19 protein-coding genes and 1 riboswitch are annotated in these 19,165 nt (G+C 39.2%); of the genes, 6 read left to right on the top strand and 13 right to left on the bottom strand.

Annotated features, from left to right (window positions below):
• Positions 1–73: 73 nt before the first annotated feature.
• The 5 genes from ACQKL5_RS07410 to ACQKL5_RS07390 form a co-directional block, all read right to left on the bottom strand.
• Positions 74–511 (bottom strand): GNAT family N-acetyltransferase, encoded by a 438-nt coding sequence (locus ACQKL5_RS07410; RefSeq protein ID WP_427607620.1) that lies wholly within the window; start codon positions 509–511, stop codon positions 74–76.
• Between the two features lie 89 nt (positions 512–600).
• Positions 601–1,737: a serine hydrolase gene (locus ACQKL5_RS07405; protein WP_427607618.1), complete on the bottom strand. Its 1,137-nt coding sequence runs from the start codon at positions 1,735–1,737 to the stop codon at positions 601–603.
• 238 nt (positions 1,738–1,975) lie between these two features.
• Positions 1,976–2,731: an SDR family NAD(P)-dependent oxidoreductase gene (locus ACQKL5_RS07400; RefSeq protein WP_427607617.1), complete on the bottom strand. Its 756-nt coding sequence runs from the start codon at positions 2,729–2,731 to the stop codon at positions 1,976–1,978.
• 282 nt (positions 2,732–3,013) lie between these two features.
• On the bottom strand, positions 3,014–3,304 hold the full coding sequence (locus ACQKL5_RS07395; RefSeq protein ID WP_427607615.1) for a HesB/IscA family protein: 291 nt from the start codon (positions 3,302–3,304) through the stop codon (positions 3,014–3,016).
• 130 nt (positions 3,305–3,434) lie between these two features.
• On the bottom strand, positions 3,435–3,950 hold the full coding sequence (locus ACQKL5_RS07390) for an N-acetyltransferase family protein (protein WP_427607614.1): 516 nt from the start codon (positions 3,948–3,950) through the stop codon (positions 3,435–3,437).
• 268 nt (positions 3,951–4,218) lie between these two features.
• On the opposite strand from ACQKL5_RS07390, the gene ACQKL5_RS07385 reads away from it, so the two are divergent.
• The 3 genes from ACQKL5_RS07385 (at position 4,219) to ACQKL5_RS07375 (ending at position 7,830) form a co-directional block, all read left to right on the top strand.
• The gene (locus ACQKL5_RS07385) at positions 4,219–5,574 is read left to right on the top strand and encodes an arsenic transporter (RefSeq protein WP_427607612.1); all 1,356 of its coding nucleotides are present in this window, start codon (positions 4,219–4,221) and stop codon (positions 5,572–5,574) included.
• A 23-nt stretch (positions 5,575–5,597) separates the two neighbouring features.
• Entirely contained in the window at positions 5,598–6,263 is a 666-nt protein-coding gene (locus ACQKL5_RS07380; RefSeq protein ID WP_427607610.1) for a DUF2642 domain-containing protein, read from the top strand.
• Positions 6,264–6,627: 364 nt separating this feature from the next.
• A complete protein-coding gene (locus tag ACQKL5_RS07375) occupies positions 6,628–7,830 on the top strand; it encodes an NlpC/P60 family protein (protein WP_427607608.1) in 1,203 nt (400 codons plus the stop codon).
• Positions 7,831–8,127: 297 nt separating this feature from the next.
• Here the strand turns inward: ACQKL5_RS07375 and ACQKL5_RS07370 are convergent, their stop codons facing one another.
• From ACQKL5_RS07370 to ACQKL5_RS07335, 8 genes are all read right to left on the bottom strand, one after another.
• A complete protein-coding gene (locus ACQKL5_RS07370; protein ID WP_427607607.1) occupies positions 8,128–8,769 on the bottom strand; it encodes a poly-gamma-glutamate hydrolase family protein in 642 nt (213 codons plus the stop codon).
• Positions 8,770–8,909: 140 nt separating this feature from the next.
• On the bottom strand, positions 8,910–9,059 hold the full coding sequence (locus tag ACQKL5_RS07365; protein WP_427607605.1) for a CapE family protein: 150 nt from the start codon (positions 9,057–9,059) through the stop codon (positions 8,910–8,912).
• A 63-nt stretch (positions 9,060–9,122) separates the two neighbouring features.
• Entirely contained in the window at positions 9,123–10,709 is a 1,587-nt protein-coding gene (locus ACQKL5_RS07360; protein WP_427607603.1) for a gamma-glutamyltransferase family protein, read from the bottom strand.
• Positions 10,710–10,825: 116 nt separating this feature from the next.
• The gene (locus tag ACQKL5_RS07355; protein ID WP_427607602.1) at positions 10,826–12,112 is read right to left on the bottom strand and encodes a CapA family protein; all 1,287 of its coding nucleotides are present in this window, start codon (positions 12,110–12,112) and stop codon (positions 10,826–10,828) included.
• A gap of 10 nt (positions 12,113–12,122) precedes the next feature.
• The gene (pgsC, locus tag ACQKL5_RS07350) at positions 12,123–12,572 is read right to left on the bottom strand and encodes a poly-gamma-glutamate biosynthesis protein PgsC (RefSeq protein ID WP_427607600.1); all 450 of its coding nucleotides are present in this window, start codon (positions 12,570–12,572) and stop codon (positions 12,123–12,125) included.
• Positions 12,573–12,587: 15 nt separating this feature from the next.
• A complete protein-coding gene (gene pgsB, locus ACQKL5_RS07345; protein WP_427607598.1) occupies positions 12,588–13,769 on the bottom strand; it encodes a poly-gamma-glutamate synthase PgsB in 1,182 nt (393 codons plus the stop codon).
• 741 nt (positions 13,770–14,510) lie between these two features.
• Positions 14,511–14,711 carry a hypothetical protein gene (locus ACQKL5_RS07340; RefSeq protein ID WP_427607596.1) on the bottom strand — a complete coding sequence of 67 codons (201 nt, stop codon included), beginning with the start codon at positions 14,709–14,711 and terminating at the stop codon, positions 14,511–14,513.
• 544 nt (positions 14,712–15,255) lie between these two features.
• Positions 15,256–16,935: a methyl-accepting chemotaxis protein gene (locus tag ACQKL5_RS07335; protein ID WP_427607594.1), complete on the bottom strand. Its 1,680-nt coding sequence runs from the start codon at positions 16,933–16,935 to the stop codon at positions 15,256–15,258.
• Between the two features lie 192 nt (positions 16,936–17,127).
• Positions 17,128–17,170: riboswitch (PreQ1 riboswitch) on the top strand.
• Between the two features lie 58 nt (positions 17,171–17,228).
• Between ACQKL5_RS07335 and queC the strand changes: the two genes are divergently transcribed.
• Genes queC through queE form a run of 3 tightly spaced genes read left to right on the top strand, consistent with a single transcriptional unit; the run spans position 17,229 to position 19,082 of the window.
• Positions 17,229–17,891 (top strand): 7-cyano-7-deazaguanine synthase QueC, encoded by a 663-nt coding sequence (gene queC, locus ACQKL5_RS07330; RefSeq protein ID WP_427608078.1) that lies wholly within the window; start codon positions 17,229–17,231, stop codon positions 17,889–17,891.
• Positions 17,891–18,361 (top strand): 6-carboxytetrahydropterin synthase QueD, encoded by a 471-nt coding sequence (queD, locus tag ACQKL5_RS07325; RefSeq protein WP_427607593.1) that lies wholly within the window; start codon positions 17,891–17,893, stop codon positions 18,359–18,361. Before queC ends, queD begins: the two co-directional genes overlap by 1 nt.
• Positions 18,354–19,082, top strand: a complete 729-nt coding sequence (gene queE, locus ACQKL5_RS07320; RefSeq protein WP_427607591.1) for a 7-carboxy-7-deazaguanine synthase QueE — start codon at positions 18,354–18,356, stop codon at positions 19,080–19,082. The genes queD and queE overlap by 8 nt, the downstream gene beginning before the upstream one ends.
• Positions 19,083–19,165: the final 83 nt, after the last annotated feature.

Here is a 19,165-nt window from a genome sequence, read left to right as displayed (position 1 = left end):
CTTATTTCGACCATATGAAAGATAGTGACATACTTAAGGGGCCGAGAATGGCCCCTTATATTCTATGGAAATATTAGATGGAATAGTGATAAAAGTAATTCGATTCTTTTACAAAGCCAAACCTTTCGTAAAGCCTTTGTGCTTTGGCATTTTCCTTCCCCGTCTCAAGCGATACCCCTTTTGCACCCGTTTCCTCAGCGAAAGTGATCGCTGCCTGTAACAACTTCTCACCCAAACCTTTTTTGCGTGCGCTTTCCTTCACGAATAAATCGTTTAAGATCCATGTCCGTTGCATGCCTATTGATGAAAAAGAGGGATATAATTGGACAAACCCCAACGAATTCTCTTCATCTAAGGCAATAAAAACGACCGATTCCTCGTTCCTCAGCCTTTCTCTTAAAAATTCATTTGCCCCTTCAAGATTGGAGGGTTGTTCATAAAACACCCTGTATAAGTCAAATAACTCGCTCAGTGAATGAAGCTCATTTAATGTGGCTTTTTGTACGAACATAGTAGAAACCTCCGTTTGTAGTTCTGAATAGTCTGATTTTATCATTTATGAAGGGCAATTGCTCTTTTTTTATTAGAGGAGTGCATGAATCATTTACTGCTCTGGTTTGATGAAAGAGCCACTTCCTCTTTAATGAATTGTCGGAATTTAGGATTGGTTAAAACTTGAAGTTGGAAATCATTTAAACTTCGAGCGAGCTTTTCTTGATTCGATGGAGATAGATTATCCGTGAAAATGGCAAGCTCTGTCCTGTTGCCATCTTTGTCTGTTGCATACATGGCCTTAGTCAGGACAAAAGCAGTAGAACCTCCCTTTTGACCAGCATGCAAAAGCCATTTGCGATTGTTTGGATTTTTCATTAATTGCTCCATGACTGGATCGAGGTGTTTGTGAACATTTTGATCAAGATCTATTTTGTTATTCAGGATCTTCATGATAGACACATAGTTTTTTGTGGTAGACCTGGACAAACGGTCGGACCAGACTCTTTGAAAATCAAGACTCATGATTTTCATAGCTTCTTTCTTTTCTTGTTCGGTAGGTGCTTTATTTTTCCACTTCTCGTTAATGGCGAGAGCCCAACCCCGGTACTCTGCAACGTCCATATTAATCATGGCCTGTAACGTTTCTTTTTTCGTCAAATTCTTTTCTTTCATCAACGTGCTAGGTATGAACAGAGAACTGTAGATGGGATACAATGGATCATGATTGGTAATTCCCAAACTTTTTGGAACGGAATTGATGTGATCAAGCCCGAGCAGGTTCATCAAGTAATCTGTATTTGCGTTCGAGCTATAAGCGATCATTCCATCCACGACTTCACGTAAGGGTACGATATCACTGTCTTTTCCTAACTGAGAAAGCCAGGCTTCATGTGCGCCACCATCTGTTTTCGGTATGTAAAGTTTTGCGAGGTCCGCTAATTTCACTTCTTGCTTCGGATCAATGATGCCTTCTGCAGCTTGCTGAGCATATTCAATTGCGATAATGATTTTTACGGTGCTCGCTAACGGAAGCTTTACGTTGGGATTCACCTCAACTAATGTCTCATCATTATGATTGATGAATAAAGATACGTCATTGCTAGAGATATTGTTTTTTATGAACTGAACGATATATTCAGGTGTTGCCTCATTCCTACCCTTCATAAACTTCCAGAAGCCAATCCCTGCAACCAGACTTGGAACTAATAACTTTCCACGATTATATAAAATATTCTTTTTCAAAGAATAAACCCCCAGTATTTTCCTTTTTATGTATATACGGCTGATAATAGGGAAGGTTTCATTTTTTATTGATAGAGAGAAATGGAGGAGGTAACAGTGGGACGGCAGGATGTATTTTCTATCTTTATAATAAGAAGAAAAGACCAGAAGAGAATGAATTAGGAGAGTTCACTGCTCTTTGCAGGTCAGAAACTTCAATGAAAATGCCGGCCACAGTTGAGTGGACCGGCATAATCTGTTATACGCGTAGACCCCCGTTAATTTGAACGATGGAGCCATTCATATAAGAGGCTTCATCAGATGCAAGGAAGGATACAACGTTGGCGATTTCATCCGATTCTGCTGGGCGACCGAGTGGACCGAGCGAAGCAAAACGATCGTAGTTACTGTAATCTATATCCATTTCCTTAGCATGATTGGCCGTCATATTGGTGGAAACAGCGCCGGGTGCGATTGCGTTAATTCTGATGCCGTAGCGTCCGTATTCGTTCGCTGCTGTTTTCGTCAAGCCGATGACTGCATGCTTACTTGCTGAATAAAGGCTATTGCCGTATTCACTATAGAGACCCGCATTTGATGCCGAATTGATGATGCAACCGGATTTTTGCTCGAGCATAATCGGGATGACTAGTTTCATGCCTAGGAAGACACCGCGTACATTAATGCCTATCACACGGTCGAACGTTTCGAGTGTTTGTTCAGCAAGCGGTGCAGGCTTCTCGAGGATTCCTGCATTATTATGGAAAACATCGATACGGCCAAATTGTTTGATGGTTGTATCAATTACATTCTGCATGTCGCTTTCCACGGTAACATTTGCTTTTACGAAAATTCCTTCACCGCCGGATTGCTTCACCTTATCTAGGGCTGCCTGTCCCGCTTTTTCATCAAAATCCACAAGGACTATTGTGTAGTCTTTTGTGGCTAATTTAAGACTGACAGAGAGGCCGATTCCTCCAGCTGCTCCTGTTATTACTGCTATTTTTTGAGTCATGGGTAAGGTCTCCTTTTTTTATTTGGTATGATGCTATTATTCGAAGAAAGCGTGAAATTATCCCGTAGCCGTTGGAAGTATGAGCGATCAATCCTCCTAGCCAATTCGTCTTGGGATGAATCTCCTGTCTCTATAATGGCTAATATACGCAGTTATCGGAAAACCTGCAAATATAATGGATGGATGTGGGTAGTTAAAAGTGAAGTTAGAAGATACGATGAGGGAACTTTAAATTATTGAATAATAAGGAAGGAAACCATCTTTGTGGTTTCCTTCCTTTTATTACTGTAAGGGTGACACTAATGGGTTTGGATTATTGATGACAAAACCATTGTCTTGAAAATCAATTTCCGTATGATCCGTATAACGGGCATCAGAAGGATTCATTAAAATCTGTATGCCATCTACGACATATACTTTTTCTAGTTCGGTTTTGTAAAGCGCCAGGTTCAAAGAATAGTTCATCTGATTGCAACAGGAACTGGTTACCCCGTACCGTAAAAATGTTTCCTCTTCCATATTCTGCTGCATATCCCTAATGACTTCCTGGGCCTTTTTTGTGATGGTTATCAAGTCGTTCACTCCTATACTTTAGACACTGCTTTATAAGTAATAGCAGTCATACATTCACTCTATCATGTTAGAAAGCGAAAGTAATAACATTACCTCTTGAATGGACAAAGATTCCATAAGATTTTCCAGCTTACAGACTGTTTGTAAGGGAATTCCATACGGATACATTCAGGACCATCCTTACTGTTTTTAGGATATGCCCATCAAAGTCATCGTCAAACTCGGAAACAACTTCGAAACCCTTAGCTCTGTAAAAAGCTGTACCCACTTCATTTTCCTTTTCCACATTTATAAAAAGTTCTTTCATTCCTATTGAATGTTTGATACCGGCCTGTAATAAGGCTGTACCCATTCCTTTCCCTTGATATTCCGGATAAAAGTAAATAGCCGCCAGTTCCGCTTCGCCACTTTCCTTAACAGGTGAAAAATTAGCAAAGCCCACAATCTGTTCCGCCACTTCGGACACGTAAATGAAAGATTTTTCTACCCTTTTTTTCATCATGTCGTCACTATAGGCGTACTGTAGGAAACTCTCTTGAATATCAATGGGGATAATGCCTTCATATGTACTATGCCAACTTGTCCTTGCGACGTGCTGTACTTGTGGTATGTCGTCTACTTCCATGTTGCGAATGGTGAACTCCATTTTTCTCATCCTTTCTTGTTTACAGTTATTTCTAAAAATTATACCAGTCTTTCTTTTTCTGAACAGTAGAAAATTCAATTTAGTAGGTATCTAACTAAGAATCTTAAACTAGACTTTTTTCGACAATGGACATGATTACTAGAAGGACAATGGCACAATTCCGTATGTGTAGGGAAGTGTCCCGCTCCTTATACCTATTGGTGAATATATATATAAGTATCGGACAAGTAGGGTCCAATGGCTCAAGGCCCAAAAAGGGGAGAACAATATGCAATTCGAAATTGGATTGACTATTTTTGTGTTCGTCATGACGATGATAGTCATATTATGGAGGCCACGAGGGCTAAATGAAGCATGGCCAGCTTCATTTGGCGCGGGAATCATCTTACTTACTGGCATAGTATCAACAGAAGATTTAATAGATATTATCGGTAAAATCGGTGGCGCATCCATCACCATCATGGCAACGATTGTCATGGCTGTCATTTTGGAAAGCTTCGGTTTCTTTCATTGGGCGGCCGCCAGACTTGCCACCCTGGCTAAAGGATCCGGATATCGTCTATATTGGTATATTCAACTATTATGCTTTTTGATGACCTTATTATTTAATAATGATGGAAGTATCATGATTACGACTCCCATTTTAATCTTACTTTTAAAAAACTTTCGACTGAAAAAACATGAAGCCATCCCATATCTTTTGAGTGGAGCCCTCATTGCAACTGCCTCTAGTGCGCCTATTGGAGTCAGTAACATCGTAAATTTAATTGCCTTGAAGATTGTTGGCATGACGCTTTATATGCACACAGCCATGATGTTCGTACCTGCAACGTTAGGGCTGCTATTCATGTCCTGTTTGATGTTTTTGGTAGTAAGAAAAAAATTACCTAAAAGATTGCCTAGCCTTCCTTATGATATTGAGGAAAAATTCTTCATTAAGAATTTCCATCCGCTAAAAGGAAAAATGACCGTTGAAACAAAACGCCAACGTACAAAATTCATGTTCAAGGTATTAATCTATGTCTTCATGGTGCGATGTTTCATTTTTGTAGCTTCTTACCTATCGATCCCTATAGAATGGGTCGCCGTTATGGGGTCATTATCTTTACTGGTGTGGAGGTGGTATCATCTTCGGACAAGTCCAATTGATATATTGAAAAAGACTCCCTGGCACATTCTTATATTTGCATTCTCTATGTATATCATCATTTACGGCCTTCAGAATGTAGGACTTACTGCATTCCTTGTTCAAATATTTGAACCGATTTTAAACAAAGGCCTACTAAGTGCGAGTATTGTAATGGGTGGCTTAGTTTCCGTCCTATCAAATATCTTCAATAATCATCCTGCCTTAATGATTGGTACCATCACTTTAACAGAACTTGGACTAGATCCCATTACGCTAAAAACCATTTATCTAGCCAGTATAGTTGGGAGTGATATGGGTGCGTTGTTATTGCCTATTGGCACTCTTGCTTCCCTAATCTGGATGCACATCTTAAAACAAAATAAAATCAAAATAAGATGGAAAGAGTATTTACACGTAACCCTACTGGTCATCCCGCTGGCTACAGTGGTTACACTACTTTTCTTATACTATTGGGTACAATTGGTTTTTAACTAATCTATCCCTTGGGGGAGTTAATTATGAATGATACGAGTACATTGCTAGGTAAACAGATTGATCTTCAACTATCAGGTGATAAATGGTTTACAGGGATTCTTACAGACTTTGGTTCTGATATTCTTGTGTTATTTAACGGAAAGCAATTTCTCTATTTTCCGATGCTTCATGTGCATAGGTTCCATTTGAGTATAGATATAGATTCGGACATATTGCCTCCTCTAGGATTCTATATAGCGGCAGACAATATAACGATTTCCTATCGTAAAGCATTAATGAATGCCAAAGGGGTATTTTCTGAAATCCATGTAACAGGGCATAACTCGCTACATGGTTATATTACGAATGTTTTTAACGATTACTTTACCTTTTATTCTCCTGTTTATAAGTTCATGTACATTTCTCTCCATCACCTTAAATGGCTTACCCCATATACCCAGAACGAGACACCTTACACACTTAGCCATGAACAACTCCACATGTCCCCCAAAACGTCACCATTCTATCGAACACTAGCAGATCAGTTGAAAAAAAGTGAAGGGAAACTCGTTGTCTTTGATGGCGGAATGAGTCCAGAGAGAATAGGGTTACTTAAAAAGGTGGACAATGACTTTGTGGAAGTAGTGACGGCAAAAGGAAATCGTGTGTTTTTAAAACTTTCACATGTTAAAACAGTATATTTGCCATAGATGATTGTACAGAAAGGGATTCATTTTAGAAATCTCCCCTTTTTGCACAGTCTTTTTCTTGTTGGCCTATTTCATTATTATCTAACAAAAACTAATATGTCTAAACACCTAGGTGTTTGGACTCTTTTGGTTGCTTCAGAAGATATATGAGTATAATATCCTATTTCAAATGTGACATTTTTGTTAAAAAAGGGAATTTTTTTGTGACCTTTTTGTCATATATAGGCTAAAGGTTACATATGTATTACCGATATTATGATTGTAAGTAAGGAAAAAGACTTATGCATAAACATTATATATATGATTTACATTAATCTGGAAATGCCTTTGGGCATGTATTTCCAGTCATAAAGGAATGGTTAAAGTGAGAAGAAATTTATTAGTCAGTACGGCGCTATTTTTACTAGTCATGGTTGGATTAACATTTTCACCTGGTATTAAAGTTCAAGCAGCCGATCGCATTCATACAGTTTCCTCACAAGAAACGGTAGAATCCATCGCTTCAATGTATGGCATAACGTCAGACCAATTAATGAAAACGAATGGTTTACCGAATAGCCGGTTATATGTAGGTCAAAAGCTTAAAGTCATACAAAAAACGTACACTCCATCCATATACCAGTGGGCGGAGAGAGGAAAACAAATTGCCAACTATGCAGAAACATTCGTTGGTTTCAAAAAAACGGCGGGGGAAGAATCACCTTCTAAAGGCTTCGATTCGAGTGGATTGGTTTATTGGGCTCTTTCTCAACAGAACGTTGCCTCTGACCGCTTAACCGTAGATGGATATTATAAGCTTGGGATGGACACATCAGCTCCTAAAGCAGGGGATATCATCTTTTTCCTAGAAAAAGATACGTCAAAAGTCGTGACAGCAGGAATCTATCTTGGAAAAGACCGATTCGTGAATTCTGGGTATGGATCAGAAACCGTTCAAATAAGAAACAGCACGGAAAAGTATTTTATGAAATATCAAGTTGTTTATAAAACGTATACACCTAAAGGGGAACATATTGTACAACCGGGTGAAACGCTAAATAGCATTTCTGAAAATTACAGCATTCACATGAATTCCATAAAAAAACGTAATGCTCTACCGACCTCTGAGGTAATGGAGGGGCAATATCTTCAAATATACAGCGATCTTTTATTTCCGTTTTATGAAGGGCAAGATCCAGCATATGATAAAGCCTTTGATGTAATTAGATACGCTTATACGTTACGCGGATTCACGTATGTTTTCAGCGGGGCCGACCCGGTTAATGGAATGGATTGCAGTGGATTGATTTATTGGGCCATGAAAGAGCAAGGAATTTCTGTTAAACGTAGTTCGGCCGCTACCTACTTTGAGTGGATGCCGGCTATCTCCGAACCAAAAGCAGGGGATCTGGTATTCTTTAGGAATACAGGTTCAAGGGAAGGTGTAACTCACGTAGGTATCTATCTTGGAAATGGCCGTTTTATTCATACAACCGAGAAAGCTGGTGTTCATATATCTGACCTTTCTTCAGGATATTTCGCCCAAAAGTTCGAGAGCTACGGACGTGTGCAACTCATCATGAATTAGAACCATAGACTTTTAAATATAAAAACTACCTGATCGTAATGGACCAGGTAGTTTTTTACTTTAGAAATAAAAGAGGTAACATGGTATTCATTTTCTATGAAGTTGCGTCTAGGAAAGGGAGGGAGGCCAGTTTCATAACAGCAAAATCCCTGATGATACAATGAGAGTGGGGGATTAGTCGTAAAAGCCCGTAGAAGCTCTCCTAAGGGGCCGGAAAGTAACCTCTATAAAAAATATAGCTTGATAGATAGAAAGGCGCTCCTGAGCTATATGGAGCGTATGTTGAGTTCAGCAATACTAGAGAACATCTAGAATTGCTTTTCTATACTCCATTGTGGCTTCTTCTAAGGCGCCGACAAATCGATTTAAAGTTTCTGTTTGATTATGCCTGTTTTTACTCCTAGGGTCATCATTAAGAAAAAAACGATTCCGTAACTTTCTTGATAATTCCAATTGCACCCCGGCTCCGGTTTTGCAACGATTTGTAATGTTGAATTCATTCATCCCCAATAGATGAGGTGGGGCATCAGCTGTTTGAAAACCAGCATCGTTTAAGGCTATTTGTATGAGTTGTTTATAAAGTTGATTCTTGCCACCGATATAAACTAACTCTTCGTGTGATGAACGATAACCATGGATGGACAAGATTGTGTTTGCTGTATTGGCCATAAGTATGGCGATTGGTTCATCAAAGGCAGTGGAGGTAATATGTAACTTACCATTATCCCTGCGTTTTAGACCTTCGAATAGATAGGTACTTGCATTCAGCCTTTCTCCTAAGATCGTGGCAACTTCACTAGTGCCTGGTTCAATGTTACCGCCATGGATAGCCAATATGGCTATCTCCGGTTTTCGATGATACGATATGATGCTATAATCGGAGTTTTCTTGTTCGTTTTGGTGTAGTTCTGCAAAATTTGCATATCCGTTCTCCTCCATGATTTCCTCCTCGCATATTATCTATTTATGTAAAAAACTTAGCTTATCTTAGTATTATAACCGAAGAACCTAGTAACCTAGGAAAAGGACGAGAAACAAAAAACGGATTGAACCTTAATCAGGTTCGATCCGTTTTTCCATTACTCTTGGGTATTTGTATATTGTTCGATTTTCTTTTGTTCATCAGGAGTCAATGTTTCAGTCCGTTTGAACGTGTTCATTGTGAACAGTAGGGCTGCAATTAGTATAACGGGCATGGCCCAGCTTACTATCTTTTTGAATATTTTCATTTTCTCGTCCCCTTATAAATCCATAAAAATTGATATGTTTTCTCAAGATGTATAGGCTTGTCTTTATTGCTGTGCTTGCCAGCTGCCTAATCTACGTGGGTCGGCTGCTCCCGATAAGCGACCGTTCTTTTCATTTCTAGAAAGTACCTGTACGCCACCATAAAAAACGGGGGAGACTTTTTGTACGACTTTGTATCCTGCTTCTTCCAATGCAGCGGTTATTTCATCCGTAGACCGGTATTCTGTATACACAGTATTGCCATCAAAGACGAATCGGTAACGGTCAATGATGTTTTGAAACGTATCTTCCCCATGTACATAGGCAAACAGCACTTGCATAAGAACTTGGGGTATCCGATCTCCACCAGGAGAACCGATTCCAATGGTGGATTCCCCTTGTTTCTTAAGTACGGTTGGGGATGTGAAGGTTCTAGGACGTTTATGCTCATCAATGGCATTCAGGCCTGAGCGGAAATTCTTCATTTGATCATTTAAGAAAAAGCCATTCGTATAGTCACCAGAACCAAAGAAATTGCTGAGAGTGTTGGTCGTCGAAACGACCGTTCCATATTTGTCCATGACGACGAAGTGTGTCGTGCTCTCATGCTCTTCTGACTCGAACTCTTCGTTTGACCACTCACCTTCATTTATCTCTTCTTTCAGATTTTTCAGGTGGAGGGGAGAGAGTAATTGTTCAGCTTTGTTAGCACTGATTCCGTCCCCGGTATAGCTAATTCGATCTTTATATGAAGCGTTGGTAATGGCTCCGAGTAATTTCATGTAATCAGCTTTATTCGAAACATTGCTTAAGTTCGTTTCTTCTGCGAGCTTCAACATTTCAAGGACCGTAACCCCTGAAAATGGAGGAGGGGCAGTCAAAACATCATACCCGGCAAATGTACCTTGAACCGGTGCTCGTTCTTTCACTTCATAATGCTTTAAATCCTTTAAGTCGATGTCTGTTTTTCTTTTGATATCCCTTGCGATGTCCCCTTTATAAAAGGCATCAGGCCCTTTACGCTGAATCAGTTTCATTGTGTCGGCAAGTTCTTCTTGTTTTAAGATTTCTCCTGCCTCTATTGTATCGTCATCAGGATAAAACAAGAGAGTTTCTTTTGAAGAAACTCTTGCTTTGGCTGCCATTAAACGGGAGGATAACATTTTATCCACTTCAAATCCGTCTTCAGCCAGGTCGATGGCTGGCTGAAGGAGATCTTCCATCGGAATGGTTCCATATTTATCATGGACAGTCTGCATCCCGGCTACAAAACCGGGAACACCTGTATTATGTTTTAATTTTGTACTTTCCGGAGCGCTTTCTCGATAATCGATAAAATTAGCATCTTCAGATTCAGGTACAATTAGCATTCCGCCACCACCACCGATTCCAGAACCAAAGGGCTCTGTTACACCCAATACATAGGAAATGGCAATCGACGCATCGGCCGCTGTTCCGCCGTTATCCAGAATCTCCATCCCTACTTCTACTGCGATAGGGTTGGAAGAGCTAACTCCATAAGATTTATTTGATTTTTTATTGGGATCATTCGTATCATTCGTGTCAGAAAGAGGGTCAGTATTTGAACATCCTGCTATAAAAATGAGCAAACAGAGGGAAAGGAGCACTTTCCGTGTGAAAGGATAAACCACTGATTGATCGCCTCTTTTCGATGTGCCTTCTAAGATGTATGTCTACTAACTATAGTTTTGCTAGCTTGTGAGACTCTTATTCACGCGATATCTAGTTGTACGCTCGTGCATATTGATTATTGATTATTGGTTTCTTGGGTAACATTATCTTCTTGCTTTATTTTCTTTTCTTTGGCTGCTTTTGCTTCTTTCGCTGCCTTTGCCTCTTTTAATGCAGTTTCTTCTTGTTCACGTTCTTTCTTATGATCGAAAACACGTTGATGATCCAATTTAATTTCAATCTTATCATCTTTCTTAGCCCATTGCACGTTGTCGCTTGTTTCCTTCGTCAATGAACGGAAAATACGTGATATATCACTAGAAGAGGTGGCTGGTCTTGGTGTGGCTTCCTTAATCTGCAATGGAAGTACATCAACAGTCGCTTTTCCGTCATCAGTTAAATGGTATTGTACCATCGCTGAATCTTTTGTACGGGTCCAACCTTGGTCAAATATAAAGTTACCTAAGCTGTAGAAAATCAATCCATCTTTATACACGTCGAACGATTGAACCACGTGGGGGTGATGGCCAATGATGATATCAGCGCCAGCATCGATCACGGCTTTGGCTAATTCAGTTTGTCGACCCGTTGCGGATGTAGCATATTCTTGTCCCCAGTGCATGTTAACTACAACTAAGTCTGCATTGCCTTTCTTCGGATCCTTAGCGTTACCGATCATTTCGAATAATAGATCAGGATTAGAATTCAATAACCCTGCTTGATTGTTCTTGGCTACCCCGTTTTTACCATATACATCGGTAAAGCCGAGAGTAGCGACGCGTACACCTTTAACGTCTTGATAGTTAATGTTTTCTTTCGCTTTTGTAATATTCGAACCGACGCCTACATAATCCATATCTTTATTCTCGAATTGCTTAATCGTATCGGTCAATCCTTGTTCTTCAAAGTCCATCATATGGTTATTAGCTAGGTTCATGACGGAGAAACCTGCATTTTTGACTGCTTCAATACCGTTTCCATAAGAGTTTAAACGAATGGCCGTGTCAGCTTCTTCGTATCTGGAAACATCCTTTGCTAGGGCAGGGTGTTCATAGTTTCCGCTAACGTAGTCTGAAGCATTAAAATATGGCTTCATGTAACGGAAGAGGTAATCGAAACCATGTTTGTCTGTGACCTCTTCTACATAACGGCCCATCATGATATCTCCGACCATTGACATTGTAATAGTATCGTTTGGTTTTGACGCGACAACTTCCACGTCTTTCGTCCGTGCCAACCAAGAAGTAAAGACTAAAACGATAATCAAGATTGGAAGAACAATAGCTGTATATTTGAGATTCTTTCTTTTCGTCCGCTTTGTAAAGATAAGTGTTTTTTCTCTTAAATTTAAAGTACGTTTCATTTTATCCACCTCAGAATAGGTAATACACGTTCATTAAACCGAAAGTTACTCCGGATAATAAAAGCGTGCTGCCGAGTGTAAGTGGCATTCCTTGTCTTTGGATGGCATTAGCGATCAAGCCAGGGACGATTATACCAATACCACGGAATTCATAGATCTCAAAAGGCATGATGGGATAGAAGAAATCTAAAACAAGTTTTAAACATATCCCCGTTATCATCATCGCAGCAAACTTTCTTCTTCCGTATAAGATAACCCATCTTGAAAGTCCGTGTGCGACAATGAAATAAGTTAAGATACTTACTATAATGATAACAAGCATGACTTGCCATTGATCAAATACTAATGCCAAATAACCTGGCACAATAAGTCCGGCGGGCACAACACCCGTTTTTTCTGAAAAAATAAGGCTCAGTGTTACCCCTAGTACTAGGGCCACGTATAAATCCGATCCAAACATTAAGGTTCCTCCTACTTAACTCGCTTTTTGCTTCGTTTTAGTTTTCATAATTGCATCAATTAAAGGTTCTGCTGCTCCATGAATATTACCGACACCATATACGATACGGTTTTTCATGACTGGACGGAGTTTGGCAACGATTTCTTCTGTTGACCATTCTTCCAAATCCCAATATTCTACTGTATCCAGTTTTCCTTGCTCAAATGCTTTCGTTATAGGTGATGTAGTTTCACCTATAGCAATGACGATTTCTGATTTTATGTAAGGCAGTACATCTCTAGCAAATTGTTCTGTACGGTCTACACGGTCAGGACGACAGTTCATGATTACGATAGGGGCTTCTGTACTGTATCCGAATGTGCTTACACGCTCCCAAATGTTTAACGTAGATGACGCATCATTAGCGGCAAATCCATTAACGAAGAAAGTGGGTTGAACAGCGTCTCCGAATTTAGTGATACGCATGGCACCTGGATCTGGATGTGCATTCAACATGCCACGGAATGCAGTTTTCTCATCAATGCCCAAAGCTTCTGCCACAGCCAAAGCTAGAGAGGCATTATCAGGAAATACCATATAATCAAATTCACGAAGGAATTTTTCTGAAATTCTTGAATTATCCGCTACGATCACTTTTGTATTACGTTGTTTGGCAATTTCTTTGTAATATTCCAAATGTTCGCCTTCGATTGTTATTAAATGACCATTATATGGAATGGTTGCAGTAAAAGCTTCTGCAACTTGATCTAATGTTGGCCCCATGACATCCATGTGATCTTCAAGAACATTTACGATAACGCCAATGTTTGCTTGGATCATTTTATTTTGGAAGATTAGTTGATAGTCAGGCTGAACAGCCATACACTCACAAACTAGTGCTTCAGTTCCTAAGTCAGCAACTTCTTTTACTACGCGACGTTGTTCCCCGATGTTCGGTCCTTCTGGACGTCGTTTAATCGGTTTTTCTTTGTCCGTAAACCAATAGATCATTCTTGCTGATGTTCCGGTTGTTTTACCAATTGTCTTGTACTCAGCTTCCTTGATCACACCTGTAATAAGACGCGTTACAGTGGATTTCCCTCGAATTCCATTAACGTTGACACGTACAGGAATGGAGTCGAGACGCTTTTGATGGCGTTTTTGTTCGACGATTCCATAGGCAAGCAAAAATAATGCACAAATAAATATCGGTGCCATTTTTTAACCTCTCTTTATTTATATATTTGATTTACTGAATACACACTACATGATTTTAAACCTACTAAGCAACAGTAAATTTTTATATTCTAGAATACCTTTTTTTCGCCTTTTACAATATTATCTATATATGAGTGCCATAATCACTAAGGTAGTTTCAGTTTCTTCAATAAAATTATAACTAGAAATACCTAATGATAATCTTAATGGGCAGGGAATAAAGAAGTAAATTCCTAATAAAATCCATTTATTGAACAGTTTATAGTTGACAAACAGGTAGTCATGCCTATAACCTATTAGCTATTTTTGAATAGTTATTTAGTAGTGGAAAGGTACGTATATTAGGGTTATCTAATTGTAAATACCCAGTTGAGTCATCGGTTTATAACATTAAATGGAAGAATCGGAGTTTGCTTTCATGAGATGATTCTATTTACCCCCTTTGTCTATGATGATTAAAGTTGGATAAAAATGGGCTGAAGCACACACTGATTTTTTTTGTTTTTTTTGGCCAAAAAGTCTATTTATACCCTTGGGGCTATACAATTTAAAAATTGATTATTCTAGTTTTTGGGTGCCGATGACTAGTTTCTTCTATTAATATAGTGTTAATGTGAGATAAAACAAAAAAGCTCAGAATAAAATTCTGAGCTTTCGGATGATACTATTTTTAAAAATATAAGGGTTAAGGTTCTAATGTATCTTTACTAACGAATGCTAGGGACTATTTTACGACTGTATTCAACTAGATTTCTTTCTGTCAGAAACCATTGGTCGTGCGTCCTTTTTGCCACCATCTATCACATAAAGCATAGGTGCTAATCTTCTGTTCCCTTTATTGGCAGAATTCATCTTCAAGTAATTTTCATATTCGTTGCGAAAGAATTCTTCTTGGGCTTTCCCTTCGTTTAACTTTGCTATGAATTTGAAAAATCGTTTCATATGAATTCCTCCTTGTTTTGGTTAAAAAGTATTAGGTTAATAGTAACATACTTTAGGTGGAAAATAACATTTTATTATAAAAAAAGTAATAAAAATTATAATAAGTGGTTATTTAGAATTAGGTTTAGATTATAAATTATGATTTTGCTAATGTGTGAGATCTTTCCGTGTCTTTAGAAAGTCTCCAGTTAATCGGGTATCGTCATGAGAGTAATTAAGAGTTGGTATGGTTCAGATGTTTTTAAAAGCGTGCTAACACTTCTAGAGAGGAAGTAGTAATTCTACTGTTTTCTGATATAAATATTACTGGAGTAATATTTATTATACGTTGAATATTCAAAAAATAAAAGCGAAAATGAGTTTTTTCTCTCTGTAGAAGATTCATTTTTATTCTTTATTTGTTCTATGCTGTTATTAGTTTATTCCCCATATTCATGGTAGTGAAACAATTTTAATGAAGAGGAAATAATTGTTATAGGGAAGAGGAGGAGATATATAGATAAAAAAACTTCCTACAATTACATGTAGGAAGTTGATTCTCATCTCATAATCTGAACTTTTTAACTTGATCTGTTAGCTGTTCAGCCGATATAGAAAGTTCACTGGCATGGTTGGTGATTTCATCCATTGAAGAGCTGGATTGCTGCGCTGAGGCTGAAACTTGTTCAATCCCTGCTGCTGATTCTTCTGACACAGCAGCGATGTCTTCGACGGCTTGGTTAATTTTTTTGCTATTGGTAGAGATATAGTGTAAGTCATTGGTTATAGCTTGTAGTTTTGTGTTCATGGCTCCGACTGACTGGTTGATTGTTTCAAATGTTTGGCCCGTGATGGTAATTTGTTTGGTGCCTTCATCTACTTGTGTATAACCCTCTTCCAAGGAATGGACGACGGTTTTTGAACCAGTTTGAATAGCTGTTACGATTCCTGTAATATCCCCAACAGAGTCTGTAACTTGTTCAGCGAGTTTCCGTACCTCTTCAGCGACGACGGCAAATCCTTTTCCATGTTCGCCTGCGCGTGCAGCCTCGATGGCTGCATTTAAGGCAAGTAAATTGGTTTGATTGGAAATGTCTTGTATAACCTGAACAAGCTGTGAAATTTCCTGAGATTGCGAATCAAGGCCTTTTACTTCCTCTACGGCCTGTTTGACGATACCGTCAATCGTTTGCATTTGCTGCACCGAATTGTTCATTAACGTCATTCCTTCCTTGGTCAAGGATAGGATTTCGGTGGAAGTTTGGGTAATTTCTTCTCCTTCTAGATGAGCCTTCTGAATTTTGCTTGAGAATTTTTCCATCATACGGACAATTTCGGATGCCTGGTTGGCTTGTGACTCCGAACCTTCCGATAGTTCGTACATGGTGGTTGCTATCTGACTGCTTCCTTGTTGAACTTCATGTGCCGATTGGGTCAGCTCTTCGCTTTTGCTCGTAACGGATTCAGAAACATTCAACATGTTTTCAATGATTTCGCGAAGGTTTCTCTGCATTTCGTTGGCTGAAAGCGTCAATTCCCCGAGTTCATCTTGTGTTGTCTGTTTAAGTGGTTCGTGGTTCAGTTCACCATTCTCCACTAACTTCATTCTATCGCGAATTTTTAGAAGGGGTTTTGTAATGAGATTGGCAGTAATAAGAGCAAAGCTAATTCCGGCTATGATGGTAATAACGGTTAAAATAATACTCGTCTTTTTAACGGATTCGCCACTGCTGACAATGTTCTCACCAGAATCAGCGATCAATTTTTCTCGTTCGGAAGCGAGCTCCTTAAAACCAGCCATTACTTCAATGCTGATGGGTGCCACTTCATTTAATAATATTTGTTTAGCTTGCTTTACATCTCCTTGCTCATACTGAGTAAAGACGCGTTCTTCAAGCATGGTTCTCCAATCTATACTTTTTTCAATCAATTTCTTCGTTCTTTCAGAATTAGATATAGCCAAGAGTTCGTCCTGAAGGATTTTGCTATCTTCAGTATAAGCTAGGAAATCTTCTTTATATTTTTTATCCCCAAATAAAATATAGCCCCTAGCCATTGCCACTCTTTGTGACATGTTATATAGTAATTGCTCATCTTTGATAAGAAGAGGTAACTCGTGGTCGATAATATCTCTAGAATTGGTAAGAGACTTATTGCTACTGTAAATACTGTAGGCCCCCAAGATGATACATAAAGAAATGACTAACATAAATGTAATCAATATCTTTGTTTTAATTCGTTTCAAGTAGATGTCCCCTTTTTCGGTATAGTAGTTTACCTTTTGTATATCGGAAAAGGTAAAGAATATATTAAGTTTAACAATGAAAAAAATAAGGAAATAGTGTAATTGGGAATATCATTTTAAAATGGATATTTATTGATAACCCAATAAGATATACGTTATGATTACTTTAGCAATAAAGATATTCTGCTTAAGGCGGAAGAGGTTCTAGCTACCCTCTTAAAAAAACTAAGGAGAAGCAGCACTCTATTCTTAGGGTGCTGTTTTTTTCTGTGAAAAGGAGTTTTACCCAAATGATGAAGAAAGAAAAGGCAGTAGTGGTGTTTAGCGGAGGACAGGACAGTACCACCTGTTTGTTCTGGGCAATGGAGAGATTTGATGAAGTGGAAGTGGTGACGTTTGATTATAATCAGCGGCACAGCTTGGAAATTGAATGCGCACGGGACATTGCTAAGGAGCTGGGGATTCCCCATCATGTTCTGGATATGTCCTTGTTGAATCAATTGGCACCTAATGCATTGACCAGGAGGGATATTGCCGTTGTGGATGGAGTAGACGGGGAGTTACCGTCAACATTTGTTCCGGGGAGGAATTTACTGTTCATGTCGTTTGCAGGAGTGCTTGCAAGCCAAATTGGAGCGAAGCATATTGTAACTGGGGTTTGTGAAACGGATTTCAGTGGATATCCTGACTGCCGCGATGTGTTCATTAAATCATTGAATGTTACTTTGAATCTCTCGATGGACCAGAACTTTGTGATAGATACGCCGCTTATGTGGCTGAATAAAGAAGAAACGTGGGAAATGGCGGACAAACTCGGAGCATTCGATTTCGTTCGTGAAAAGACGCTCACTTGTTATAACGGAATCATGGCTGATGGCTGTGGACAGTGCCCGGCTTGCAAGCTTCGAAAAAATGGTTTGGATGACTATCTGAGTAGACGGCAGGTGAGTCTATAATGTATGGTTTCAAGATTGTCGATAAGCTTCAAAAAATAGAACAGGACATTCATCGTAATCAATTGAACTATCATCAAAGACGGGTGTTAGTGAGCAAGGAATTCACGTTTGATGCAGCTCATCATCTTCATGATTATGAAGGGAAATGCAAGAATCTGCATGGCCACACCTATAAAGTCATTTTCGGTGTAAGTGGCTTTAATGACTCCCGCGGATTGATGATTGACTTTGGTGAACTGAAAGGGATCTGGAAAAATGAAATCGAAATCCATCTTGATCACCGCTACTTGAATGAAACATTGCCACTTATGAATACAACCGCTGAAAATATCGTCGTCTGGATTTATGAAAAAATGGCGCATTCCCTAAAGAACAAGGATGTTAAAGGGGCCCGCGTCGAATTTGTCCGGCTATACGAAACACCGACGAGTTATGCCGAAGCAAGAAGGGAGTGGATGGATTGTGAGTAAACTTCCTGTGATGGAAATTTTCGGACCGACCATTCAAGGGGAAGGAATGGTCATCGGACAGAAAACGATGTTTGTCAGGACAGCCGGGTGCGATTATTCCTGCGTCTGGTGTGATTCCGCCTTTACCTGGGATGGCACAGGAAAGGGAGATATCATCCCCATGACGGCTAAAGAAATTTGGACAGAGCTAAAAGCGAAGGGAGGAAAGGGTTTTTCTTTTGTGACGATATCGGGAGGCAATCCCGGTCTGCTGAAAAATCTCGACGGCTTGATTGTGCTTTTAAAAGAGAAAAACATCAAAATCGCCGTTGAAACGCAAGGGAGTCGTTGGCAGGATTGGTTTCACGATATTGATGAATTGACGATTTCTCCCAAGCCACCAAGTTCAAAGATGAAAACCGATTTTGAAGTACTCGATCAAATCATACAAGAGCTAACCGATAAAAGGCACGACAACCAATTCTCATTGAAGGTTGTCGTCTTTGATAAGGTTGATTATCTGTATGCAAAGAACGTACATAAGCGGTATCCCAATGTTCCTTTTTACTTGCAGGTGGGTAACGATGATAGTACGACGACAGATGACCGGCAGTTAATCAGTGATCTTTTGAAAAAATACGAACGTTTAATTAATCAGGTAATAGCAGACAACGAACTGAATGATGTGAAGGTGCTACCCCAATTGCATACGTATATATGGGGAAACAAACGGGGCGTGTAAGAAAAAAGCAGTGTGAAAGGATTCACACTGCTTTTTTCTTCGATTATGGAGAGGTGATTGGAAACGAAGGAATTTCCATTCAT

The sequence above is a fragment of the Peribacillus sp. NPDC097675 genome (assembly GCF_050277655.1).
Classification (GTDB): Bacteria; Bacillota; Bacilli; order Bacillales; family DSM-1321; genus Peribacillus.
The sequence above is the reverse complement of the archived record's forward strand: the minus strand, read 5'-3'. Positions and strand labels throughout refer to the sequence as shown.